21 protein-coding genes are annotated in these 25004 nt (G+C 43.0%); 11 read left to right on the plus strand and 10 right to left on the minus strand.

Going from position 1 to position 25004, the window contains the following annotated elements; genetic code table 11:
- From QZZ43_RS14890 to QZZ43_RS14925, 8 genes are all read right to left on the minus strand, one after another.
- Positions 1-777 (minus strand): ABC transporter permease (locus QZZ43_RS14890; RefSeq protein ID WP_291861078.1); only part of this gene is annotated, 777 nt, incomplete at its 3' end.
- 296 nt (positions 778-1073) lie between these two features.
- Positions 1074-2183: an ABC transporter permease gene (locus tag QZZ43_RS14895; protein ID WP_291861080.1), complete on the minus strand. Its 1110-nt coding sequence runs from the start codon at positions 2181-2183 to the stop codon at positions 1074-1076.
- 6 nt (positions 2184-2189) lie between these two features.
- Positions 2190-2924, minus strand: a complete 735-nt coding sequence (locus QZZ43_RS14900; RefSeq protein ID WP_291861083.1) for an ABC transporter ATP-binding protein — start codon at positions 2922-2924, stop codon at positions 2190-2192.
- Positions 2925-3248: 324 nt separating this feature from the next.
- Entirely contained in the window at positions 3249-4154 is a 906-nt protein-coding gene (locus tag QZZ43_RS14905; protein ID WP_291861086.1) for an ABC transporter ATP-binding protein, read from the minus strand.
- 364 nt (positions 4155-4518) lie between these two features.
- Positions 4519-5436, minus strand: a complete 918-nt coding sequence (locus tag QZZ43_RS14910) for an HlyD family efflux transporter periplasmic adaptor subunit (RefSeq protein WP_291861089.1) — start codon at positions 5434-5436, stop codon at positions 4519-4521.
- 20 nt (positions 5437-5456) lie between these two features.
- Positions 5457-6827: a TolC family protein gene (locus QZZ43_RS14915; protein WP_291861092.1), complete on the minus strand. Its 1371-nt coding sequence runs from the start codon at positions 6825-6827 to the stop codon at positions 5457-5459.
- Between the two features lie 205 nt (positions 6828-7032).
- Positions 7033-7665 (minus strand): TetR/AcrR family transcriptional regulator, encoded by a 633-nt coding sequence (locus QZZ43_RS14920; protein WP_291861095.1) that lies wholly within the window; start codon positions 7663-7665, stop codon positions 7033-7035.
- A gap of 336 nt (positions 7666-8001) precedes the next feature.
- On the minus strand, positions 8002-8946 hold the full coding sequence (locus tag QZZ43_RS14925) for an N-acetylmuramoyl-L-alanine amidase-like domain-containing protein (protein WP_291861098.1): 945 nt from the start codon (positions 8944-8946) through the stop codon (positions 8002-8004).
- Positions 8947-9431: 485 nt separating this feature from the next.
- Here QZZ43_RS14925 and QZZ43_RS14930 point away from each other — a divergent pair, with 485 nt between their 5' ends.
- The 10 genes from QZZ43_RS14930 to QZZ43_RS14975 all read left to right on the plus strand — a co-directional run bounded on the left by QZZ43_RS14930 (position 9432) and on the right by QZZ43_RS14975 (position 21153).
- Positions 9432-11042, plus strand: coding sequence for a carboxyl transferase domain-containing protein (locus QZZ43_RS14930; protein ID WP_291861100.1), 1611 nt, complete (start codon positions 9432-9434; stop codon positions 11040-11042).
- 22 nt (positions 11043-11064) lie between these two features.
- Positions 11065-11850 (plus strand): enoyl-CoA hydratase-related protein, encoded by a 786-nt coding sequence (locus QZZ43_RS14935; RefSeq protein WP_291861103.1) that lies wholly within the window; start codon positions 11065-11067, stop codon positions 11848-11850.
- Positions 11810-13882 carry a biotin carboxylase N-terminal domain-containing protein gene (locus QZZ43_RS14940; protein ID WP_291861107.1) on the plus strand — a complete coding sequence of 691 codons (2073 nt, stop codon included), beginning with the start codon at positions 11810-11812 and terminating at the stop codon, positions 13880-13882. The genes QZZ43_RS14935 and QZZ43_RS14940 overlap by 41 nt, the downstream gene beginning before the upstream one ends.
- Positions 13883-13958: 76 nt before the next feature.
- The gene (locus tag QZZ43_RS14945; protein ID WP_291861111.1) at positions 13959-15104 is read left to right on the plus strand and encodes an acyl-CoA dehydrogenase family protein; all 1146 of its coding nucleotides are present in this window, start codon (positions 13959-13961) and stop codon (positions 15102-15104) included.
- Positions 15105-15185: 81 nt separating this feature from the next.
- Entirely contained in the window at positions 15186-16178 is a 993-nt protein-coding gene (locus tag QZZ43_RS14950) for an isopentenyl-diphosphate delta-isomerase (protein WP_291861114.1), read from the plus strand.
- A gap of 147 nt (positions 16179-16325) precedes the next feature.
- The gene (locus QZZ43_RS14955; RefSeq protein WP_291861117.1) at positions 16326-17630 is read left to right on the plus strand and encodes a hydroxymethylglutaryl-CoA reductase; all 1305 of its coding nucleotides are present in this window, start codon (positions 16326-16328) and stop codon (positions 17628-17630) included.
- A 197-nt stretch (positions 17631-17827) separates the two neighbouring features.
- On the plus strand, positions 17828-18772 hold the full coding sequence (locus QZZ43_RS14960; RefSeq protein WP_291861120.1) for a GYDIA family GHMP kinase: 945 nt from the start codon (positions 17828-17830) through the stop codon (positions 18770-18772).
- Entirely contained in the window at positions 18762-19802 is a 1041-nt protein-coding gene (mvaD, locus tag QZZ43_RS14965) for a diphosphomevalonate decarboxylase (protein ID WP_291861124.1), read from the plus strand. The genes QZZ43_RS14960 and mvaD overlap by 11 nt, the downstream gene beginning before the upstream one ends.
- A gap of 12 nt (positions 19803-19814) precedes the next feature.
- Positions 19815-20804, plus strand: coding sequence for a mevalonate kinase (locus QZZ43_RS14970; RefSeq protein WP_291861127.1), 990 nt, complete (start codon positions 19815-19817; stop codon positions 20802-20804).
- 4 nt (positions 20805-20808) lie between these two features.
- A complete protein-coding gene (locus QZZ43_RS14975) occupies positions 20809-21153 on the plus strand; it encodes a phenylpyruvate tautomerase MIF-related protein (RefSeq protein ID WP_291861129.1) in 345 nt (114 codons plus the stop codon).
- Positions 21154-21398: 245 nt separating this feature from the next.
- On the opposite strand, the gene QZZ43_RS14980 is transcribed toward QZZ43_RS14975, so the two are convergent.
- Together QZZ43_RS14980 and QZZ43_RS14985 are read right to left on the minus strand one after the other, a co-directional pair.
- A complete protein-coding gene (locus tag QZZ43_RS14980) occupies positions 21399-21749 on the minus strand; it encodes a P-II family nitrogen regulator (RefSeq protein WP_291861131.1) in 351 nt (116 codons plus the stop codon).
- Between the two features lie 180 nt (positions 21750-21929).
- The gene (locus tag QZZ43_RS14985; RefSeq protein WP_291861133.1) at positions 21930-23252 is read right to left on the minus strand and encodes an ammonium transporter; all 1323 of its coding nucleotides are present in this window, start codon (positions 23250-23252) and stop codon (positions 21930-21932) included.
- A 980-nt stretch (positions 23253-24232) separates the two neighbouring features.
- Here QZZ43_RS14985 and QZZ43_RS14990 point away from each other — a divergent pair.
- Positions 24233-25004 (plus strand): TonB-dependent receptor (locus QZZ43_RS14990; RefSeq protein WP_291861134.1); only part of this gene is annotated, 772 nt, incomplete at its 3' end.

The following is a 25004-nucleotide window of genomic DNA, read 5'->3' on the forward strand; positions in this document are numbered from 1 at the left end:
GAAAATCAGCCATAGACTGCCTTCAATGGGCACATCATAAACAAGTCTTCCGATTATAAGTCCCAAACCCAGTTCAAACAACCCAATAATGAGAAAAGGTAACAATTTGGCAACGATAAAAGTCGATTTTCTGACCGGGGTAACATTCATCTGCTCAATGGTTCCCATCTCTTTTTCCCGAACCAGATTCATGGACGTCAGAAACATTCCAACCACAGACACGAGAACCACCAAAATTCCGGGAACCATAAATAATTTGTAATTGAGTTCGGGATTATACCAAAAAGCGGATGTTGTGGATATTTTTGACTCGGGTGCAACCCCCGTCAATTCTACGGAAAAATTTTTCATTGACCGATGTGCAACCTGTTGAAAATAGGCATACCCCAGCTGAGCCTGCTGTGAATTGATGGCATTGGCCAGTAACTGCACCCTGGAAGTTTGTCCTTCCATCGCACCTTCTTCAAAACCATCGGCAATAACCAGTAAAAAATCAGTTGTCCCCTCCTCTATCTGTTTGATGCCCGATTCAACATTTGACGGCGAAGAAGCCATCTCAAAAAACGGGGAAGCATCTAACTCACTGACCAGCCGGCTACTGAGTGCTGAATGATCGTTATCATAAACGGCAATCTGAAGATTTCTCATCTCCAGCGTAGCTGCATTGACCAGAATCAATAATTGCACCACCGGAAGAACAATAATAAGCCTAAGGATGGTTTTATTCCTTTTTATTTGAATAAACTCTTTTTGTAAAAGGGCAAATAGAATTCTCATTGTTTTAATTTTATTAAGGAGCCCGAGCCCAGTTTAAAAAGCATCTTTATTGCCAAACTCATCGTTATTTTCAACGTCTTGATTAAAAAAAAATATATATTTCTTTATACGACACTCATTAGGTCAATTAACAACCACCATTGTCAGGTTAAATCCCAAAACATCAATTATGTTTGTTTCATAGAAAGAATCGCCCAAACTGTTACACAATCAATAATTCAATGCATTAAAAGCTGGCCTCCATTCGGGACCCGATTCATTTGTTCTGGCTACCACGGGTTGCCACCCGCGGTTATTCATTCAAGCCTGACCTTAAAATTCCGGATACTTAAAAACAAAAAAGCCACCAAGAAGCCGGTCATTATGAGGACTTCTTTCCAGACCACAAACAATCCTGCACCTTTGAACATGATATCCTTAAGTGCTGAAATGTAATAGCGGGGTGGCATAAGATGACTGAACCATTGTAGCCACACGGGCATATTTTCGATGGGATAAATAAATCCTGACAACAAAATGGTTGGCAACATCAGTGCAAAAAGGGAGATAAACATGGCTACCATCTGATTGGGCGCCACAGTTGAAATAAATATTCCCAGTGAAAGAGCAAGAAGGATATATAGAAGACTCACAAAAGTGAGCAACAGGTAGCTACCGGACATGGGCACATGAAAGACAAATACACCAATGGCCAAAATTGAGAATGCATTAACCAATGATAAAATTACATAAGGTGCTACCTTCCCCAGAATTATCTGCCATGGTTGCAAAGGAGATATCAGCAATACTTCCATGGAGCCATATTCCTTTTCGCGGGTGATAGAAATGGAGGTCATCATAGCTGAAACCAAAATTAGAATCATGGCCATAATTCCAGGAACAGACATAAAAACCCCCCTCAATGATGGATTGTAAAACATCCTGGCTTCCACTACCAGCGGCTTCTTCCGTCTGTTTGTCACGTCTGTGGATTCAATTTCGTAACCCGCTACAATGCCCTCTGCATAGTTGACCAAAATTCTGGCAGTATTGGCATCTGAAGCATCTGCAATAAACTGCACCTGTGCCCCATCCGGTCTTTCCATACTGCTTCCGAAATCAGGAGCAAAAACCACAGCCATCTGAATGTCTCCCCGGCGCAGTGCATTTTCCATCTGCTCACGACCCGAATAATAATCCTGAACCATGAAATACCCTGAAGAAACCAGACGGTCGATAACCTGACGACTAGAATAATCCCTGGCGTTATCGAGAACTCCAATCCGGGCATCTTTGATCTCTGTGGAGATGACATATCCAAATATAAGGATCTGGGCCAGGGGCATGACAAACAAGACGACAAGCGTCCTTTTATCCCGGAAAATATGCATGGCCTCTTTTCTGATAAAACTCCAAAGTTGCTTCACAATCAATCAGTTTGGTCGGGTTAATTTTAAAAACACATCGTTCATGGTATCACACTCCAGCTGAGCCTTTAGTGCTGAAGGAGTATCCAGAGCAGTTATTTTTCCATCCACCATAATGGTTACACGGTTACAATATTCTGCCTCATCCAGATAATGAGTCGTAACAAACACTGTAATCCCCTCATTGGCTGACTGATATATCAACTCCCAGAATTGCCGGCGGGTTATAGGGTCCACCCCGCTGGTTGGTTCATCAAGAAAAACAATTTTAGGCCGATGCAGCACGGCAACCGAAAAAGCGAGTTTTTGCTTCCACCCCAATGAAAGTGTACTCAACAATCTGTTGCGCTGTTTCGTAATTCCAAGCCGGGAAAGCATTTCATCGGAACGCTTCTTTATTTCGGGAGTCGACAAACCATAAATAGTACCAAACAACCGAATATTCTCAAACACCGTCAAATCGTCGTAAAGAGAGAATTTCTGACTCATGTAGCCGATGCTTTTTTTTACCTTTTCGGGATGCGTTTTCACATTGTAACCAGCTACTTCCACCAACCCGGAGGTGGGCAAAGACAAACCACATAATATCTTTATGGCAGTGGTTTTACCAGCACCGTTGGCTCCTAAAAAACCAAAAATCTCTCCTTTTTCCACATGAAAATTCAACTGGTCATTGGCCGTGAAATCTCCAAATTTCTTAACCAGGTCCCGAACGTTAATGACGTGAGTTGATGCTTCCATTTTTTAAACCTATTGTTAATAATTACTGAACACGAAATTCTATTTCCCTTATTTGTCTTATTCCAAATGTTCTTGTTTTATTTAACAAAATATTTCTAAAATGGCTACGCCATTTTTTTTGATGTCCACGAATTACGCGAATTTTACGTATTATATAGAACTGTAAGCAGTTCTTAAAAAAGTCTTGAGTAGCAACACTCGCCCGCAGGGCATAAATTCGTGTAATTTGTGGACAATAAAAGTAATTGCGAAGCAATTTGCCTATCCAGTAAATTCTCATTTGATTTTCTTTTACTTGTTTGGTTCTGGCTGTGCTGTGCCTGGCTATGAAGTTCCCATCAAAGCCATAAACCGGTCTTCAATTCCAGGTTGGATGACCCGTATGCTAACCTCATCACGGCCACGACTCTTCAAGAACTCACGCAACTCTTCGCTGTGGTCGCCCCCACCTTTAAAAGTCAAATGTAATTCTTCCCCAAAAGGGAATACCGTCTCAACCATTTCAAAATCGCGGCAATCCAAAATAAGGCGATACATATTTCCAATGGAAACACCAAACAAAGTTTTCTGAAAGCCATTCACAATCTCCCCTGGAGTAGCCACTTCAAGGATCTTTCCTTTCTGCATAAGTGCCACCCTGTCGCACCGGGAAGCTTCATCCATGTATGGGGTTGAAACAATAATGGTAATCCCAAACTCTTTTAACTGATGGAGCATGGCCCAGAATTCACTTCTGGAAACCGCATCAACCCCAGTAGTAGGTTCATCGAGCACCAGTAGTTCGGGCTTATGAATGAGGGCACAGGATAGTGCAAGTTTCTGTTTCATACCTCCGGAGAGCTTTCCTGCAGGACGTTTCCGGAAAGGCTCAATCTGTTGATAAATATCTTTTATCAGATGATAATTTTCCTCAATGGAAGTTCCGAAAACAGAGGCAAAAAAATTCAGGTTCTCTTCCACTGACAGATCTTCATACAACGAAAATTTGCCGGGCATATACCCCACTATTTTTCGTATTGACTTGTAATCCTTCACCGGGTCAAGCCCCATCACCCGGACTTTGCCCGAATCAGGAAGCAACAGCGAGAGAATAATCCTGAACAAAGTACTTTTACCGGCTCCATCGGGACCAATCACCCCAAACAACTCGCCCTTTCGAACCTTAAAACTCAGGTCACAGAGTGCAGGAACCTGTCCATATTTTTTTGATAAGGAATCGACATCAATCATAAATAGATTGTTAGAAATTGTATTCACCTTAGCTTAAAGCAGCGTTTTTGTCATTAGAGATTGCTTCAGGCATGCCCCTCTCAATGACAGAGCCTCCTGCCATCGGCCAACCTTTTACATATTGATTCATCATAATAATGCGTACCTATTAAATACTTTCAAAAGATCATAATCGGAAAAACATGAGAAAAACAAACAAATACACATAACTGGTATAACCCGCGTTGGGGGTCGATTCTCATGTAAACATTACATCTATTAAATATTTGACAGCCTTTTAACCTGAGTGATGTTTGAAGCACGAAGAATTTGCTGTAGAGCTCTATAGCAAAAATTTAACGAACGATTAAATCATAGTCCCAGGTTAAAAAATCACTTCTCCCGGCATTCCAATTTTCATTTTTCCCTCAGCATTGGGGACTCTTACTTTAACAGCGTATACCAAATCCACGCGCTCCTCTTTAGTCTGAATAATTTTTGGAGTAAACTCAGCAGAGGAAGCCACCCACGAAATGATGCCATTAGTCTGATGTTCACTATCGGCATCCTTATCATACACTACGGTCACCTCCTGACCAATCGTCACATCATCAAGCTGACTTCCGGACACATACACGCGCAAAATAAGTTCCTCCATTTCCGCCATCTTAAACAAAGGCTTGCCGCTAGTAGTAAATTCGCCCTGCTCGGCATACTTTTCAAGAACAGTCCCCGACACAGGTGTATTGATACGGCAACGAATCAGTTGCTCTTTGGCAGCATCAATCCGGGATTCTGTCATCATCTTTTCTGCCTGAAGAACCAGCCTTTGCGATTTGACCTGTTCCAATTCCCGCAATGCCACATTGTATTGCCCTGCCACCTCATCGTATTGTTGCGTAGAAATAGCATTTTGCTCATGCAAATTGCTGACTCGGTCATACTCCTTTTTCAGAACCGCAAGTCGTTCATCCTGTACATCAACACTTCTCTGAAGCTGAGTCATACGAGCAGTTACACCCTTTGCGGAAGCATACAACTGCTCCAGTTCAAGCCGGGGCAAGACCGTATCCACCAATCCCACATTTACCTCTTTCTCCAGCACATCACCCTCCTCAATGTTCAGTTGAACCAGGGTTCCGTTGGCACGTGAACTGACCACCACTTCCTCAGCCTCAAAATTCCCGTAGGCGTCAGATAAGGAGTTATTTCCATTGCAGGAAAAAAAGGAAAAGGGGACCAATACGGTCGAAAAGAAAATAAAAATAAGCCTTTTCGGAAATTGATTTTTTTTTGGATTCATATCAAATTAAGATTAGGTCGTTACTCTATGGTTTGTTTATCTCCGCTCAGAAATTTCATGGTCATACCCTGCAAATACCCCAGCTGATGCAAATCCTTATTAATTAGCGCACTGATGTGCAAATCCAGGTCGTCAAGATATTCAGAAGTTGTAATACTGCCGTTTTTAAGAAGGAGGGCACTATTTTCTTCAATCCCTTGGCGCAGTTCAACAATTTTCCTGTCCAGTTCAATCAGTTGTTGGAAACGCGACAACTCCCCATCCAATTGATTTACTGCCCGGTACTGATTAACCCTGAACGTCTCCTCCTCTATATCCACAAGGCGCATTTGGTTTTCCATAACTTTTTTAGCCCGTTTTGTTTCGTTCCAGTCCCATGGCGTCCATTTCAACCTTAGTCCCATCATATAAAAGGTATCAAATTCATCCTTCAGCATATTGTAACCGGGATTTCCATATCCTCCCTGCCCAAAAGCAGCAAGTACAGGCCAGCGATTTCGTTGCTGCAATTCGGTCATTTGCTCCAGTCGTTTTTTCTGAAGTGCGAACAATGAATATTCGGGACGTGGTTCAGGAATCAACAATTCGCCGGCAGAAGGCTTTATCAAACCCGAAGCACTCTTAACCAGCTCTCCCAAAAACGATGCAAGATTAGCCAGTAATGTTTCTTCGCTTGTTTCAACAGAAATCAACTGCTGCTGAACCTCGAAATACTCGGCTTCAAGTTTCTTTGTGGCACTCTCAGAAACTGCTCCATTTGCCAGCAGTGCATCTAACTCGGAAATGCGACTTTCCAAAACTTTTAGCTTATGACTGATTTGTTGCTTCTGCTCCTCCAGCATTAAAATACTGAAAAACAATTCAGCGACTCTTTTAGAGACATCAAGCATTTGCACCTCAATACTCTGAGTCTCTATGTTGCCGGCAATTTGTTCAACATCAATCCTTTTACGCGTTTTTCCCCCATCGTAGAGGATCTGACTAACATCAATGGCAACCTTATACTGGTCTTTAGGAGCTTGCGGGACAGAAAACCCGGGCACCTGAACGTCCATATTCACCGAAGGGACATCACTTTGCCAGGAAGACTGTCCGGTGGCTTCCATTCGGGGCAACCATTTATTTTTTAGGTTTTGAATATTCAAATCTGATGAACTCAACAAAACCTCCTTGCCTTTGAGCAAAGGAAAATTCTGTTCTGCCTTATCCAGACAATCAAACAACGTCAGATTTTGAGCAGAAACATTGGCGGAAAAGGAATAAAGCAACATACTAATGAGCGGAATTATTATAAACCCATAGCTCTTGCAAACGCCGGAACATCGGTAACCCTTGCGGCTTCTCTCTCCTCCACCGTTGGAATAAGTACAGAACTTTCTTAACAAAAACATCATATACAATTTTGAGTTAACGATTCATCCGTATAAAATTTGTCTAAGTTATTGGTCGAAAAGAACTCGCGATTCTTTTATACATAACCTGTTGTCACAGGTTTGAATTTTAAAGTTCCACGCTCAATTATTTTGTGATATTTATGCTTAAAAATATCATGCTCGTTTCAACTATATACAAAAGGTTCAAAAGCATAGTGATGCATCAGGCCTGATACTCAGTTAACACACTTCTGCAAATAAATTCATATAAATTGATCCTACGGTTTTCCAGAAAGGTCATGAATTCTTCATCAGACTTAAAAAACATGCGCGACAGCAACGGTCTGGAAATGAAGGGAAATAAAGACAGCCCCACAATATTGATAACTAATGAACGCGGCTCTATGGGAATTATCTCACCACTTTCAATTCCATTTTCAATAACTTTAATAATCAATTCCGGATTAATTCCCGTTGCCAGCATCAACTCTTCAATGCGATCCGGAGAACGATTAATCTCCCCAATAACAAATGCAGGCAGATAAGGCATTTGCATCAACATATCGGTATAGGCATTGACAGCAGCTTTAATCAGACTTTTCACACTCCCGTTTCCCTGTTGCAGTTCAGTCTGGATAGAGGGCCAGAAATTATTAAAAGCCTCCAAAAATATCTTATCGAAGAGTTTCTCTTTGCTTCGAAAATGATAGTGCAATAAAGCTTTATTAATTCCTGCTTCATCAGCAATCTCCTGCATTCTGGCTCCATCGTACCCTTTGTGCACAAAAACTTCCCGGGCAGCCTGTAAAATTAATGCTTCTGCATCTTGATTTTCAGTTGTTTTCTTGTTGACCATTTGTTTTAACCATCTGTTTTAACCATCTGGTCAAATTTAGAAAGTTTTTTTTTATCTGCAAAAAAAACAGCTAAGACTGTGTGAAAAAACACAAAATATGCGGATAAATTAATTCACAGGCGTCTGATTTAAGAAAGAGATTGCTTCATTACTTTCGAAATGGCAAGGCCTAAGGGCGCTTTGGGGAGCATGTTGTTAAGGACTGAATTTTGGGCACTACCGAAAATACAGCCACCACAACATTAAACGATTCGGGAGACCAAGAAGCATCAATTCAAAGAGAAAGGCCATTTGAAAAGAATCATTAATGCAAGTCCAACCGTTCTTTTAACATTATCAATTTTTGCTTAAAGAATAATCTTCTTTGGGACGAGCGATTAAAACACCATTAATATGACTTTTCCCGGAAACGTACTCTTCCATTGTCTGTTCCGAAATCCGAACTCTGTTACCATTGGTGGAGGCATGAATAAAATGAAGTTCTGCATTGGTGAAATAGGCGAACCCCAAATGTGCGACATCCAATCCTCCTATATTCGTAGTAAAGGCAATAATATCACCGTTCTTAACAGAATCAGTTATTTCTGAAATGTAATCACTGGAAACATATTTAAAATCATACCCTGAAATTTCATTTTCAATTGCAGACATATCTTTCACAAAGACAGGATTTCGGGAAAGAACCGGATATTTCTCGGGATTTTCAGACATAAAATAAACAGAAGCATCAAAATCTTTGTTGCCCAAATCATTACTCACAATCTCCACAATGCCTTTTCGTTCATTGTGATACAACCAATCGGTGAAATAATGAAGCCGCGATGGATATCCGGAAATTACTTCATCCCTGTACCGCAAAGATCTCAGATATTCAATAAAATCAGAAATACTCGAATCGCCGTTTTTTATCATAAAGGACAAGCCCAAAACATTTTCAACAAAAGTGGTGCAGTCAAACTCACGAAAATTAATCACCAGTTTTTCCTCATCAGAAATGTCGAGAGTATTGGCAACATAAGGGGTTTCTTCAAAGTACAAAGCAACCTTAATAATGATGTCTGATAATTCCTCGCTCTTTAGTTTATCCGAGTCAATATCATGGAAGAATTTCTCAAAAATAACACTATCGTCAGGCGCATTCAGCACCACCTGAACGACCTCAGGTGTAATTGATTTTTCCTTATCATTACCATCTTTCTGAGGATCCTTCCCGGAAAGAAAACATCCGGATAAAAAGTACGCGGAAAACAACAACAGAAAAAGAAATTTGTATTTTTTCATTGGTATAGAATTTTATAGAAATATTCTTTAGTTAAAACTTCGATATTTCTTGACAAGTGCCTGATACGGTGGCCCCTAAAACAAAAAGAATTAATTCCAACTCATTCACAATTAAAACTTTGAGTCATCGCGTCGCGGTACTTAGACTTTAGAAAACAGACTATTGATTGTGAGATCACTCTCGTTTCATATTACCAAAAATATAGTATCGCACTTAATACTGCAAGCAATGAGTGAAATCTATAGTGCTGCGGAAGCGAAAAATATTTCCACCTTCTCTGTTTTGACAACAATATCCGTTTTAACACCACACTCATTCATCACAAAAATCATCATTTTAATAAAACCGGAAACAAAGAAATAGAAGGAACAAAAAACAATTCAGTATCTTCCGGGTTAATAAAATCTCATGCCATTAAAATAATTCCCGTGAGTGGAGAGCATAAAATTAAAAGCAAACAAAAAACTCAGCAAATCATAACCTGATGCAATTACTTAAGACTGAACTACAAAACGACACCAACACCTTTCGCCAAAATTTATCCAAAAATAAAGCAATAGCACTCTCTTTACGTGAAAACCTGGAAAAGGCCGCTTCCGGCGGCTCTTCCAAAATGCAAGAAAAGCATACCTCAAGAGGCAAATTGCTGGTTCGCGAACGAATAGAAAAACTACTTGACCCCCACACGGCATTTCTGGAACTATCGCCACTTGCAGCCATTGGTCAATACAACGATGAATTTCCTGCAGCTGGTATTGTTACGGGCATAGGCACTATTCATGGCCGACAGGTAATGATTGTTGCCAACGACGCCACCGTAAAAGGTGGAACCTATGTGAAAGAAACCATCAAGAAACACCTCAGGGCTCAGGAAATTGCAGGAAAAAACCACCTGCCCTGTATCTATCTGGTCGATTCGGGAGGCATTTTTTTGCCCCAACAAGCAGAAGTTTTCCCGGACAGGGACGATTTTGGAAGAATATTTTTCAATCAGGCCCGGCTGTCGGCGGAAGGAATCCCCCAAATATCCATTGTCATGGGTTCCTGTACAGCTGGCGGAGCTTACATACCTGCGATGAGTGACGAAACCATCATCGTAAAAAACCAGGGTACAATTTTTCTGGCCGGCCCCCCACTGGTAAAGGCAGCCACCGGAGAAGAAGTTTCGGCAGAGGAACTGGGCGGTGGCTTGGTTCACACCAGCATCAGCGGTGTGGCAGACTACCTGGCCGAAAATGACGAACATGCTTTAGCAATTTGTCGGGATATATTGGAAGCATTTGGGCCTGAAAAACCAAATTACCTGGAGCGTAAAAACGATTACGAAGAACCTTTTTACCCGTCAGAAGAACTCTACGGACTGATTCCCACAGGAAAAGCCCCGTTCCCAGATGTAAGAGAAGTCATTGCCCGTATTACTGATGGCAGTCGTTTTCATGAGTTTAAGCCCGATTATGGAAGCACATTGGTTACTGGATTCGCTACCATTCATGGATTCACTGTTGGCGTTCTGGCCAACAACGGGGTGCTTTTCTCCGAGTCTGCTTTAAAAGGCACGCACTTCATAGAACTGTGCAATCATCGTAAAATCCCGATGGTATTTCTTCAAAACATTACCGGGTTCATGGTAGGGAAAGAGTATGAACAGGGGGGTATTGCCAAAAACGGAGCAAAAATGGTTCATGCACTAGCCAATTCGGTAGTCCCGTTTTTCACTGTTATTATCGGAGGGTCATACGGGGCCGGCAATTATGCCATGGGCGGCCGTGCTTACAGCCCGCGTTTTCTGTTTATGTGGCCCAATGCCCGTATTTCGGTAATGGGCGCCCAACAGGCCGCCGGAGTATTAAAAACCCTCAAGATAGATCAAGCCCGGATAAAAGGAAAAGAGGTCAGTGAAACAGAGCTGCAAACCATAGAGGACGAGATCAACCACAAATACGAAACAGAAGGGTCCCCCCGGTACAGCACCAGTCGCCTATGGGATGACGGCATAATTGACCCTGTAGACACCAGAGATATGTTGGGACTGGCAATTCAATCAGCCGCCGGAACCAAAATTCCCAAACCCAAATATGGAATTTTCAGAATGTAACCAAACTGCATACTTAACTACTATGATTTATTTAACAAAGAAATTCGCTCAGAATGTCTGTTACCTTGAATTGAGCAGGCCCGAAAAAAGAAATGCCTTCAACAAAGAGATGATTGAGCAATTAATTGATTACCTGAACAGTACGGCAGAGAGCAATCAATTCAGAGTGTTGTTAATTTCAGGAAAGAACCGGTTTTTCTCTGCAGGTGCCGATTTGGGATGGATGAAGGAGGCCCGGGAGCAGAATGAAGCCCAAAATCTGGAAGATGCAGAACTTTTCAACAAACTATTCCGCGCTTTTTCGGATTACCCCAAACCCATAATAGCCTGCGTGGAGGGAGGAGCCTACGGGGGTGCAATTGGGTTACTTGCCTGTGCTGATATTGTTACTACCACTCCCGATGCCACTTTCAGGTTTTCTGAAACATCTATCGGCCTGATTCCGGCCACCGTTGCCCCTTGGATAATGCGCAAAACAGGAAGTTCCTTTGCCAGATCTGCCCTTCTTTCAGGACTTCCTTTTTCCGGTACCAATGCCCTCGGAAGTGGATTGGTTCAGTACCTTTTCCCACAGGACAAAATAATCCCAAAAACCCGGGAAATTGCTAACCAAATAGCACGAAACAGTCCGCAGGCAACAAAAGAAACGAAGAATCTTCTGAACAGAATAGACCGACAATTTGTTCCAATTGACGAAGAATTAACCCAATATTGTTCAACAAAAATTGCAAAGGCAAGAATATCGGATGAAGGACAAGAGGGAGTCAATGCTTTTTTTGAGAAACGAAAACCATCATGGAATAACTAAAATGGCTCATAATAACATTCATAAAATATTAATAGCAAACCGCGGAGAGATTGCCCTGCGCATCATCTCCACTGCACACAAAATGGGCATTGCAACCATATTCCCTGTTACGCGTGAAGAGGCCCGCTCACTCCCCGCCCAACGTGCCGACGAGATTTTCCTATTTGAAAGTTCAAATCTGTCGGAAACTTATCTCAATCCTGAAAAACTAATACATATTGCCAAAGAATATGGTGCGGATGCCGTCCATCCCGGTTATGGATTCTTATCAGAAGATGCAGGTTTTGCTGCCAAAGTTCAGGATGAAGGACTCGTTTGGATAGGCCCGTCTGCCAAGTTGATAGCTCAAATGGGCAACAAACTGGAAGCTAGGAAAACAGCCGAAAAAGCCGGCCTCCGGATGACCAAAGCGATTTCCGGCTCTCCTGAAGAAATTTTGGAAAAGCACCAGCATCTCTCCTTCCCTTTGCTGATAAAAGCAGCCGCCGGAGGGGGTGGAAAAGGAATGAAAATTGCCAAAAACAGTGTTGAACTCAAAACTTTTTTAAATGATGCTGCCAGAGAAGCTTTAAGCTATTTTGGCAACAAAACGGTATTCGTCGAAGAATACCTGGAAAACCCAAGACACATTGAGGTTCAGGTTTTCGGTGACCAGCATGGCAATACCGTTCATCTATTTGAGCGTGAATGCTCCATACAGCGCCGGTACCAGAAAATAATTGAGGAAGCCCCCTCCCCATTTGTAAATGCGGAACTGAGAGAAAGACTTACCTCTGATGCGTTAAAACTTTGCAAGGAAATCAATTACTATAATGCCGGGACGGTTGAGTTTTTAGTAGATGATTCCGGCAATCATTATTTCCTGGAAATGAACACCCGTCTTCAGGTGGAACATCCCGTCACCGAGGCCATTACCGGTCTGGACCTGGTGGAGGAACAAATAAAAGTTGCCATGGGCCTCCCCCTGTCCTTCACACAGGACAACCTTTTTATGAATGGACATGCAGTGGAAACACGCCTCTATGCTGAAAATGCCTTGAATGATTTTAGCCCGGAGCCCGGTGACATTAATTTCATTAAGTGGCCGGAGAATCGAATTGCCCGCACAGATACTTTTTTTGACAGTCCTACCGAAATACAATCCCATTTCGACCCCATGCTGGCAAAAATCACTTCATGGGGACATACACGTGAGATGGCCATTAAAAAACTGACTGCATCCCTTCAACAAACAACCATTCTGGGAGTTACCACCAACCTGCCCTATCTGCGTGAAGTTTTGAAAACGAATGCTTTTATTTCAGGAGATACCACCACCCAATTTACTTCAGTTTACCGCGATGCGCTGAGGCAGGCCATCCACCACAACGGCAGTGAAAAGACCAACTTGCTCCTTGCTGCCTATCTGGTTTGGGTTTCCTTTTACCGGAAACCATCAACTAAAAACCTCTTTTCCGGATTGGGACACCTTCGATGGAACGGAAATCACACGGTTGATTTCAATGAAGAAAAATACCTCCTGTCTATTACAAGAATAATCAGAAAAACCATAAAATGGAAACTCAACAAACAGGAAATGGATTTCCTCAAGGTAATTAGTTTCGCTGACAATCACATGACGTTTGAGTTCAGAAGTCACGACCATCACATTTCCTGGCATTATTTGGCAAACGGGGAACTGATGCTGGGCACCGGAGGATACACCTATCGTTTGAAACCAGGTTTTCTTCTGCAGGAAAGCTTTCAGTCTGTTGCAAAAAAAAACCTCAACGATGCAGATATCGTAGCTCCCATTCCGGGAAAAATCACATCAATTAAGGGTACACCCGGGACTGATATCCGCAAAGGGTCGGCGGTTGTTATTCTTGAAGCCATGAAGATGGAAAACACTCTGTCAGCAAATACAGACGGAACCATTGAAGAAATTCTGGTGAAGATTAACGAACAGGTTAAAGCAGGACAACTACTTGCACGAATTAAAATTCATCAACCGGAAAACACACACCAGGAGAATATTTCCGGAACGAAATAACAATAGCTTTTAAGCGGTTAGAGATTAAACCACATCAATTTAACAGAAAAGATTGAACCATAAAACATCAACCATAATGATAATTACGACCGAAGCACACGAAGCCTACAGGCAAAAAGTGCGTGAATTTGCTGAAGCGGTTATAAAACCCGAGGCAGAAAGACTAGACAGAGAGGAACTCTTTTCTGCTGAACTCACCAGAAAGATGGGGCAAGCCGGCTTGTTTGGCATCACCCTGCCCGGAGAGTATGGCGGACAAGGTCTTGATACCCTCTCCTATATTATTGCCATTGAAGAACTATCGAGGGTGGATGCCTCACAGGCAGGCACTATTGCAGCGCATAACAGTTTGGGCATCACCCCCATCTTTGAATATGGAACCAAAGAACAGAAAGAAAAATACCTCCCAAAACTCATTACCGGGGACCATTTGTGGGCGTTTGGGCTTTCAGAAGAAACAGCAGGTTCCGACGCCAAAGGCACAAAAACCCGTGCCGTAAAAGAAAATGAGGAGTGGGTCATCAACGGAAGCAAACGTTACATTACCAACTCAGCAAATGAGCTAACCCTGGGTGCTACGCTTCAGGTGATGACAGCCGACGAGACCGGTAAAGAAAAACTAACCACGATACTTGTGGAAAAAGACACCCCCGGATTCACATCAGAAAGGATGACCGGTAAAATGATGTGGAGGGCTTCAGATACGGGCCGCATCTACCTGGATAACTGCCGTGTACCTCTTTCCAGCACATTGGGCAAAGAAGGTCAGGGAGCCCGCTACATGCTGAAAACACTAGACGCTGGTCGTTTATCCATAGCCGCTATGGGTGTTGGCCTGGCCCAAGGGGCGTTTGAAATGGCGCTGGAACATGCCAACAAAAGAGAACAGTTTGGTCAACCCATCTCCAAATTTCAGAGCATCAGTTTTAAACTTGCCGATATGGATATGAAGCTGGAACTGGCTCGAAACACACTCTACAAAGGCTGTTTGCTGAAAGAACAGGGAAAACCCTTTGCCCGGGAGGCTGCGATTGCCAAACTCTACAGTTCTGAAATTGCCCGTGAAATTGCCGATGAAGCCATACAGATTTTTGGCGGTGCCGGACTTTTTAAAGACAATCCAATAGAACGATTCTATCGTGATCAGCGAATTTTACAGATTGGCGAAGGAACATCGGAAATACTTAGATTTGTAATTGCCCGGCATTTGGGAATTAAGTGAGTTCGGAGTTCAGAGTTCGGAGTTTAAACTCAGAACCCAAAAAACAAAAACACGAAACCCAAAACACCACAACTCATAAAAATGACAGACAGAAAAAAAGACCACATAGATTTGGCTTTCTCATCCAGGACGGAGCCGGCAGACGCTGACAGACGGTTTCATTATGAACCTATGCTGGCAGCACATCACAACGGGCATTTCGACGAATTTGAGTTTGCCGGAAAAACCCTAAAACTTCCTATATGGGTAAGCAGCATGACCGGAGGCACACAAAGAGCCGGAACCATCAACCGTAACCTTGCTACGTCATGCGGAGAGTTTGGTATGGGTATGGGCCTGGGATCCTGCCGGGCCCTGCTCGACAGTGATGAATATTTCTCCGATTTTGATGTGCGCAAATATATGGGAAATACAGCCCCACTCTATGCCAATCTGGGCATAGCCCAGATTGAAAAGCTGGTGGCGGCAGGCGAAGAAGAAAAAGCCGAAACCCTGGTTTACAAGTTAAAAGCAACCGGATTGATAATACATGTCAACCCGCTTCAGGAAGCATTTCAACCCGAAGGAGATAGCCTGTTGGTACCACCAGTTGAGACCATTGAAGCTTTTCTGTCAAAGACCAATCTGCGTGTGATTGTGAAGGAAGTGGGACAAGGAATGGGCCCTGCCAGTCTTGAAAGGCTATTGGCTTTATCCCTGGAAGCCATTGAGTTTGGTGCATTGGGAGGAACTAATTTTACACGGCTCGAATTAAACAGGGTTTCAAAAGGGCCCTCATCTCAGTTTGATGCTTATGGCAGAATTGGTCATACAGCAGCCGAAATGACCGCTTTTGTCAACGAAATTGCAGCAAAACATCCAACCACCTGCCAGCAACTCATTATTTCGGGTGGAATCACGAATGTTCCCGATGGCTGGCACCTGACACAACAGAGTAAGTTAAAGTCCGTTTTTGGGATGGGCTCCACTTTTCTGAAGCATGCCATGGACGATTATGCAACATTGCAAAGTTTTGTAAAACAACTTGAAAAAGCGCTGGGGATCGCGCAAAACTTTATGCGCCCGATTTATTAAAGCTCTGATGCATCCAAATAATAAATACCTGACACTCTTAAAACAAAGGAATTGATAAGAATTATTAATTGCTACGCAATTATTTTTTTGTCTAAAAATGACGAAAGCCATTTTATTGCTCATTTAATTTTATGACAACCAGTATCCATGAACCAAATCATCAAAGGATTTTCCAAACTAACGAGAGACGAAAAGATAGAGGTTTTAAGCAAACATTTTCATTTTCCGAAGCATTTCTGCGAAATTCTGGAGACCTATAGGCACCCTACCCGGCAGGAGCTATTCGATGATTTCGCAGAAAATACCCTCTCCAATTTCTACCTCCCCTTTGGCGTAGCCCCAAACTTTCTCATCGACAACAAGATGTATGTGGTCCCCATGGTGGTGGAGGAAAGTTCGGTGGTGGCAGCTTCAAGTCGGGCAGCTTCTTTTTGGGCAGATAACGGAGGTTTTAAAACCACCATTCACAACACCCTAAAAAAAGGCCAAATCTGGTTTAAATGGAACGGGCCAAAGAGCTTTTTCAGCGACATGCCCACAGGACTGGAAGAAATGCTCCGAGAAGCCGTAGCACCCTTAACTACAAATATGGAGATGCGTGGAGGTGGTATCCGTTCCATGGAAGTTATTCCTTTAAAAGGTCAATACGGCATATTTCAGTTGCAGGTTAATTTTGAAACAGTCGATAGCATGGGTGCCAACTTCATCAACTCCTGCCTGGAAGAGATGAAAGAACCACTGCTGAAGTTTTTCAATACGAATCAGGATTTTAAGCAATATGGCAACACCCAAATTATCATGGCCATACTCTCCAACTTCACAACGGAATGCCTGGCTACGTCCACCGTTGAATGTCCCATAGATGCTTTAGAAGTAATCAGTGCAGGCATGAAACCGGTGGAATTCGCCCAAAAATTGAAACAGGCCACTGACATCGCTCTTGCCGACACCTCAAGGGCTGTAACCCACAACAAAGGGATTTTCAATGGCATCGATGCTGTGGTAATTGCCACAGGAAATGATTTCAGAGCCGTGGAAGCTGCAGGTCATGCCTGGGCAGCAAAAGACGGCTTTTACCGGTCACTTTCCCGTTGTGAAATAACCGAAAATAGCACTTTTAAAATGGAAGTCACTCTTCCGCTTGCATTGGGCACAGTAGGAGGACTGACAAGACTTCATCCGATGGCCGCTCTGTCTCTTGAGCTATTAGGAAATCCCTCCGCCCCACAATTGATGGGTATTGCAGCCGCTGCAGGACTGGCCAATAATTTTTCAGCAGTGGCTTCATTAGTTACTACCGGAATCCAAAAAGGACACATGAAACTGCATTTGTCTAATTTGCTGAATTCGCTCAATGCAACTTCGGAAGAAAAGGAAGCAGCAATGGGGTATTTTAAGAATAGGACGGTTTCGGCATTAGGGGTGAAGAAGTTTTTAAGACGGGAAGAATAAAGGTTGCTGGCCCTTTCAGAGACAGAGATGGTCAAGTTATTTTTCAGCTCCCTTGAAGGGGCCAATTCAAATTACCCCGGGTGCAGCCCGGGAATTTGGACAACATCCTATTTCAGGTCCTCGAAAGGGGCCAACATCTGTTTAAAGCATTTTAATTAGTATTTGCAAGAAAACATCAGAAACCCCATCAAGATAACATGCACAAAGAAAACCAAACCTCCATAAAACTTCATGCCAACGGAAAACTGCTCCTCTCAGGCGAATATCTGGTACTCTACGGTGCCAAAGCCCTGGCTGTTCCGTTAAGAAGCGGGCAAACCATGGACGTAAGTCAACACCCGGGAGCGGATTTCCTTTGGAAGGCAACACACCCGAAGGGAGATTGGTTTGAAGCACAATTCAATGATCAATTGGAAATATTGAATACTTCTGATAACACCAAAGCCGTAAAGCTACAGGAAATACTTACAGAAGCAGGACGTCTGGCAAAAAAACCCATTGATTTCGCAGGACTCAAAGTTCGTACCCATCTGGAATTTCACCCTAACTGGGGCTGGGGGAGCAGCTCAACCTTTATCTGCAATGTGGCACGATGGCTGAATATTGACCCATATAAACTCCTGGAGAAAACTTTTGGTGGCTCAGGATACGATATTGCCTGTGCCACAGCTCAATCGCCACTTTTCTTCTCTCTAAACAACAAGCAGCCTAAATCGGAGCCTACGGTTTTCAACCCACCATTTGCTGATAAGCTATGGGTCGTTTACCTTAACCGTAAACAAAGTTCGGCCGATGCCATAAAGACACACATTCGGAAAAATAAAGTTACTACCCCGCTGCTTCGGAGAATTTCAGAGATATCAGAGCAAATGACGTGGGAAACATCAGAACATAACTTCCTGCAGTTAATGGCTGAACATGAATCCCTGACAGGAAAATTCATCGGACAAGAACCCGTCAGGAAAAGGCTTTTTAATGATTTCCCGGGGCAGATTAAATCGCTGGGAGCCTGGGGTGGAGATTTCATCCTTGCCTTGTCGCAAGCATCAGACAGCGAAACAAAAAGATATTTTCAAACAAAAGGACTGAACGTATTGTTTAACCTTGGAGACATAAAATTAGACACAAAACATGCAATATAGTAACGAATTGACAACCACCTGGCAAACCCCGTCTAACATAGCTATTGTAAAATACTGGGGGAAAAGAGAAGTGCAGGAACCTGTCAATCCCTCCATAAGCTTTTCATTGTCTGCGGCCAGGACAACCACAAAAATCACTATAAGTCCCCGGGAAGAAGGAGGTTTTTTATTTCTGCTTGATGGGAAGGAAACCACTGGCTTCGACACAAAAATCAAGAAGTTTCTGGAATTGGTACAAGGGCGCCTTCCCATAATAAAGAATCACTTTCTGAAGATTGAAAGCAGCAATACCTTTCCACATAGCACAGGCATTGCCTCTTCGGCCAGTTCCATGAGCGCTTTGGCTTTTTGTCTGGCCGATTTACAACAACAAACCAACAGGAAACACCCCCTGAATATTTCGGAAGTCTCATCTTTGGCCCGTTTGGGCTCAGGCAGTGCCGCCAGGTCGGTTTTCGGTGGCTGGAATCTTTGGGGACGACTGTCGGAAATTCCTGAGAGTTCGGACCACTATGCCATTCCGGCACCAGTTTCCGTGGCTCCTGTATTTCAAACCTTTCACGATGACATCCTGATTGTTAACAGCACCACCAAACCGGTAAGCAGTTCAGCCGGCCATGCGCTCATGAACAATCATCCTTTCCGGGATGGAAGAATTAATCAGGCACACACAAACGCACTCAATCTTTTAAAACATCTGGAAACAGGGAATCTGGACGCATTCATTGAACTTGCAGAATCCGAAGCACTCTCCCTTCATGCGCTCATGATGAGCAGCAGCCCCTCCTATACCCTGCTGCAGCCCAATTCATTGATATTAATTGAAAAAATCCGGGAATTCCGCAAAACAAATGACATACCCGTTTGCTTTACCATGGATGCCGGCCCCAACATCCACTTATTGTATCCGCATGAATTTTCGGAAAAGGTTAAAGAGTGGCAGGAACGACAACTAAAACCTTTATGTGAAGAAGGCCGTATTATCAGAGATTTTGTAGGTAAAGGACCACAAAAAATCATAAATTCATAAAGATTGACAACGATGCAGAACGAAGCAGGCGAGATATTTTATTCCAAAATAATGCTCTTTGGTGAATATACCATTATCAAAGGGTCCATGGGATTGACCATTCCTTATGCCCATTTCAACGGGCAACTGGCCTTTCCCAACAGAGACAGTTACACAGATTTAGCTTTTGCGCAGCGTAGCAACCAGCATCTTTATGATTTTTGGTATTATCTGCAGACCCTGGTCAACAACAATTCCATACTCAGCGATTTCAATACCGACCAGCTCAAAGAAGATTTGGATAACGGACTCTATTTTGAATCTACTATTCCCGAGGGCTACGGACTGGGCAGCAGTGGGGCGCTGGTGTCAGCATTTTTTCAAAAATATGTAACCCACTCCTTTTCCAACAGGGACAATATGTCTTCGGGGGAAATACGCCAGCTAAAAGAGCAGCTTTCTCAACTGGAATCATGGTTTCACGGTACCAGTTCAGGAATAGACCCACTTATTTGTTACTTTAAGCATCCATTGCTGCTAAAAGACCTGGATCACATTGAACCGGTGGGACTTCCCCGGTACGATGAAAAACGAACAGATGCCATTTTTCTCATCAATAGTGGAAAGCCGGGAAAAACAGCTCCCCTGGTGGAACATTTTATGAACAATTACAAAGAAAACCCCGAATTTCGGGAATTTACCGATAATCAGCTTACCCCGCTGAATAATTCATGCATCACAAATCTGATTAATAATGACCAATCGGAATTCTATCAAAACCTGAAAGAGCTTTCCATTTTACAAAAGACCTATTTAACGCCGATGGTACCAAAATCCATTCACAAATTATGGAATGAAGGCATTGATTCGCAGGAATATTTTTTAAAACTTTGTGGTTCCGGAGGTGGAGGATTCATTTTGGGCTTTACCCGGGATTTTGATTCTACCCGCAAATTTTTCGACAAAAAAGGGATGGAAATCATCCCGGTTTATCAGGATTTGAGAAAAACAATAAAAACTTGAAATTATGCCATTTCTAAAAATCAGTACCAACAAAGCTATTGACATTACCGCACAAACAACATTTCTGAAAGCAGCCTCGGCACAGGTCGCTGAAACGCTTCAAAAACCTGAAAAATTTGTTATGACCCAATTTGGTCAATCTACCCCAATGACATTTGGTGGCACGGATGAAGATACTGCTTTTCTCGAAATCAAAAGCATCGGACTCTCGAACGAGCAGGCAGGACTGCTGGCTCAGGAAATCCCCACACTGGTGGAAAAAGAGCTGGGCATAGATGCCTCACGCATTTATATTGAATTTTCGGACGCCCCGCGAAGTTTCTGGGGGTGGAATAAGGGGACTTTTTGAGGCATAGGGCAGAGCGTGTGCCACAGAGAAATGGGTTTTTGATTCTGGGTTCTGAGTTCACATATGAATCAGAGTAGCATAAACCGCGGAGTGGTGACAGAATGGTAGCAAAAAAGCAAAGGAACAAAAAGAGCTGCGGAGCTGCGATGAGAAAAGTTTATGGGTCCTGGGTTCTGAATTGAGGGTTGAAAAAAAACGGAGTTTCATACCGAAATGAAGCCCCGTTTTCCTTTCAATTATTAACATCAGATGGCTGCCCCACCCCGTTCACCGGTACGAATACGTACCACCTGCTCCAGAGGAGTAACAAATATTTTCCCGTCCCCAATTTCGCCATCCATTCCATCATGCGACCTTGCAGCTTCAACAATGGCATCGATGGTGGGGTCAACAAACGCCTCATTTACGGCAATATCTATCCGTATTTTTGGAATCAGATTAGGAACAATCCTTTTTCCACGATAAATCTCTTCCTTTCGTTGTGCCCCATGACCGGATACACGACTAACCGTGATACGTGTAATTCCCGATGCGATAAGCGATTCCCGCACCTGATCCAGTTGGGGTTCGCGTATGATTGCTGTGATTAATTTCATATTCCTTATTATTTTTAATTAATGTCTGTCTATTAAATACCACTTGCTTCGTTACGCTTGCCGCCAAAATACTCATTTACTCAAGTAAATTCCGTTTTTTGGGGCTTCACAAGCCTCGCCACTGGCACTTTCTAACGAGACACATATTGTGACATTCTTTTGCAACTTTATAGACAAACCCTAATTGGGGTTCAACATTCCATAACCTCTTTCACCATGATAAGAAGGATCCAGCCCCTGCATCTCTTCCTCAGGAGTAGATTTCAGACCAACCGTTTTTTGAACAAGCCACAACAAAACAATGGTTACAACCAAAGCATAAACAATGGCTATTCCTACTGCAGCCAACTGAACGACAAACTGATCCCAGACTGTCCAGATGCCGCCAATGGCCTCTGAGGCATTAGCCATCCACTCGTTCCGGATAAAAAAGACCAGCAATAAAGCTCCTACAATACCACCAACACCATGCACACCAAAAGCATCGAGACTATCATCATAGCCCAGTTTATCTTTCAGCATAATGGCAAAGTAACAAACCAGGGAAGCCACCGCTCCCAAAATGAGAGCTCCGGCTGGCTGTACCACACCGGCGGCAGGGGTTACGGCAACCAGACCCGCTAAAATACCACTGGCAAACCCCAACGCGGTAGCTTTTCCCTGGTGGGTCAACTCGACGACCATCCACATCAGCGCACCTGCCGCAGCAGCTACCTGTGTGGCAGTCAGGGCCTGGGCCGTTGTAAGTCCACTTGACACACTACTTCCTGCGTTAAATCCAAACCAGCCCACCCAAAGCAAGCCGGCGCCTATCAATGTAATCACCAAATTATTCGGTCGCATTTGCCGTTGCGGATAACCTCTTCGGGCTCCCAGATACAATGCTGCGACCAAACCACTAACACCAGCAGAGATATGTACTACCGTTCCACCAGCAAAATCTATCGCTCCGTCGGCGCCCAGATTAAACAAAAATCCGTCGGGCGCCCACACCCAATGACACAATGGATTGTATACCAACAATCCCCAAAGGGTAATAAAAAGAAGATAACTCTTAAATTTTATCCTTTCGGCTACCGCACCTGCCAGTAATGCAGGAGTGATAATGGCAAATTTCCCCTGAAACATGGAAAAAACATATTCAGGAACTCCTCCCTCCATTATCGTTTGGTCGATTCCCTGCAGAAAAAGATAATCGGGGTTCCAGCCTATCCAACCGCCCAGAACATTTTCTCCAAAAGTCATGCTGTAACTCACCGCCACCCATAGAACACTCATAACCCCCATGGCGGCAAAACTGTGCATCATGGTGCCTAAAACATTTTTTGACCTGACAAGGCCTCCATAAAACATTGCCAATCCAGGAATCATCAATAATACCAATGCTGTGGAGGTAAGCATCCATGCTGTTGCACCGGAATCAATCTCTGGTGATTCGGCAGCCATAACAGAAATGACTCCAACACCCAAAAAGACAGCCAACATCATCAAGCGTTTTCTCATAGTTCATTTTTTTTTTAGTCTGGTTAGTTAACTATTTCCCAATTGAGCGATTTCGCTCAACCTAGCTATTAAAATATCCTGCTAAAATATTCTCTGCAAATATACATCTCAAATAGGGGTTTTGAAAGTTTTAGTTGCTTTTTTATTACTACACCCCTTGATTTTTTATTAGAAAACGTATTTTTTGTCTTATTTTAGCCTTTAACCCCCTCAATACTACCCCTTGTTTTTATTTTATATATTTTTAAGTGATATCCAAATAAACTTATTTCTTAAAAAACGATTGCCACGTTTTTCGCGCTCTTTTGAAGTGAAATGGAAATCTTTTCAACATTGGTGTTTCATTTTCCTTTCAAATTGCTCCCACAGAAAATAACAACTCCTGAATTCCGGTAAATTCTTCTTTTTTTTTACCTTTGACCACCGTAGAAAAGGATTTGTTATGTTCCAAATAGGACTTTTTACCACACATCTACCTTATATTTTAATTATTGCTTTTTATGCGGCGGCTGTTTTGTTTAATCCCTCGCATGATGAAGCAACGTTCCGGGAAAATAAGACCTCCCAGGAACACGATTATCTTGTGTCCTGCACAAACATTCCACAATTCCTTAAAGAAACATCACATCAAACCTGTGAAAAGGATTGTCATTGCGATACCCATCTTAGTATTCGGGAGAAACGGGCTTTGGCTTCCCTGATATCTCCCAAAAGCTCAAGAAATCAAACGCACTGTTTGGATAAATTTTTCTACACATTTCTTTCCGGGAACACTCCGAATCGGGCACCCCCTGGCTCTCTTCATCTGAACGCTGCATAACACAAATGCAACCACACGAGAAGGCTGTAAAACAATAAATTACCAATTTTCCTTTTAGTAGGAACGAATTGATGCATTCTAACGTTTACCCTAAAAACATGCATTAAACAGCCTGTCATATTTTCACATTCGGAAAAACTGGAACAGAAAACACCCAAAAATGACGAAACAAAGAATTCACCCTACCCTTCTCTTTCTTTTGGTTCTATTATTACTTTCACATACAGGCAATGCGCAAAAAGCGTATCAGGAAGACAATATTTTAGTTTCGCTTGACAGCGTGAGCTTTCCAACCGTTCAGTTGGGCGAAGTGGTGATTAAAAGTGCACGGGAACACAGACCCTTGCAGGAACTTCCCATTTCTACAAGTCTTATTCCTATTGACCAGATAGAGCAGGAACAAGTCAACGGACTCACCGACCTTACCGCAAGAGTCCCTAATTTATATATGCCCTCGTATGGAAGTAAACTCACCTCCCTCATCTACATCAGAGGCATCGGCTCGAGAATCAACAGCCCTGCGGTAGGGCTTTACGTGGACAACGTGCCCCAGTTTGACAAATCGTCGTTCGATTTTGAGTTTTACAATATTGAACGGGTGGAGGTTTTACGCGGCCCCCAAGGCACCATGTACGGGCGAAACAATCTGGGTGGATTAATTCACGTGTACACGCAAAGTCCTGAAAACAATAAAAGCATCAATGCAGAAATGGAATTTGGCAACTACGGAAGGCAGAATTTTGGTCTGACCATCAACCAACCCCTGGGAGAAAAAACCGATTTCCAGATAGGCGGACAATACCGCCATCAGGATGGCTATTTTGAAAACATTTATTCGGGAAAAATGGCCGCCAAAATGGATGTTTACAACGGACGGGCCAGGCTCATTCATCAATGGAACAAAAATTTTAAAAGCGACCTGATTGTCTCCA

Source organism: Marinilabilia sp. (assembly GCF_016278715.1).
Classification (GTDB): domain Bacteria; phylum Bacteroidota; class Bacteroidia; order Bacteroidales; family Marinilabiliaceae; genus Marinilabilia.

Bases quoted from the DNA above. Each gene is read 5' to 3' on its own strand.
- QZZ43_RS14900 (WP_291861083.1), bottom strand. From the start codon at position 2,924: ATGGAAGCATCAACTCACGTCATTAACGTTCGGGACCTGGTTAAGAAA.
- QZZ43_RS14905 (WP_291861086.1), bottom strand. From the start codon at position 4,154: ATGATTGATGTCGATTCCTTATCAAAAAAATATGGACAGGTTCCTGCA.
- QZZ43_RS14910 (WP_291861089.1), bottom strand. From the start codon at position 5,436: ATGAATCCAAAAAAAAATCAATTTCCGAAAAGGCTTATTTTTATTTTC.
- QZZ43_RS14915 (WP_291861092.1), bottom strand. From the start codon at position 6,827: ATGTTTTTGTTAAGAAAGTTCTGTACTTATTCCAACGGTGGAGGAGAG.
- QZZ43_RS14920 (WP_291861095.1), bottom strand. From the start codon at position 7,665: ATGGTCAACAAGAAAACAACTGAAAATCAAGATGCAGAAGCATTAATT.
- QZZ43_RS14925 (WP_291861098.1), bottom strand. From the start codon at position 8,946: ATGAAAAAATACAAATTTCTTTTTCTGTTGTTGTTTTCCGCGTACTTT.
- QZZ43_RS14930 (WP_291861100.1), top strand. From the start codon at position 9,432: ATGCAATTACTTAAGACTGAACTACAAAACGACACCAACACCTTTCGC.
- QZZ43_RS14935 (WP_291861103.1), top strand. From the start codon at position 11,065: ATGATTTATTTAACAAAGAAATTCGCTCAGAATGTCTGTTACCTTGAA.
- QZZ43_RS14940 (WP_291861107.1), top strand. From the start codon at position 11,810: ATGCTTTTTTTGAGAAACGAAAACCATCATGGAATAACTAAAATGGCT.
- QZZ43_RS14945 (WP_291861111.1), top strand. From the start codon at position 13,959: ATGATAATTACGACCGAAGCACACGAAGCCTACAGGCAAAAAGTGCGT.
- QZZ43_RS14950 (WP_291861114.1), top strand. From the start codon at position 15,186: ATGACAGACAGAAAAAAAGACCACATAGATTTGGCTTTCTCATCCAGG.
- QZZ43_RS14955 (WP_291861117.1), top strand. From the start codon at position 16,326: ATGAACCAAATCATCAAAGGATTTTCCAAACTAACGAGAGACGAAAAG.
- QZZ43_RS14960 (WP_291861120.1), top strand. From the start codon at position 17,828: ATGCACAAAGAAAACCAAACCTCCATAAAACTTCATGCCAACGGAAAA.
- mvaD (WP_291861124.1), top strand. From the start codon at position 18,762: ATGCAATATAGTAACGAATTGACAACCACCTGGCAAACCCCGTCTAAC.
- QZZ43_RS14970 (WP_291861127.1), top strand. From the start codon at position 19,815: ATGCAGAACGAAGCAGGCGAGATATTTTATTCCAAAATAATGCTCTTT.
- QZZ43_RS14975 (WP_291861129.1), top strand. From the start codon at position 20,809: ATGCCATTTCTAAAAATCAGTACCAACAAAGCTATTGACATTACCGCA.
- QZZ43_RS14980 (WP_291861131.1), bottom strand. From the start codon at position 21,749: ATGAAATTAATCACAGCAATCATACGCGAACCCCAACTGGATCAGGTG.
- QZZ43_RS14985 (WP_291861133.1), bottom strand. From the start codon at position 23,252: ATGAGAAAACGCTTGATGATGTTGGCTGTCTTTTTGGGTGTTGGAGTC.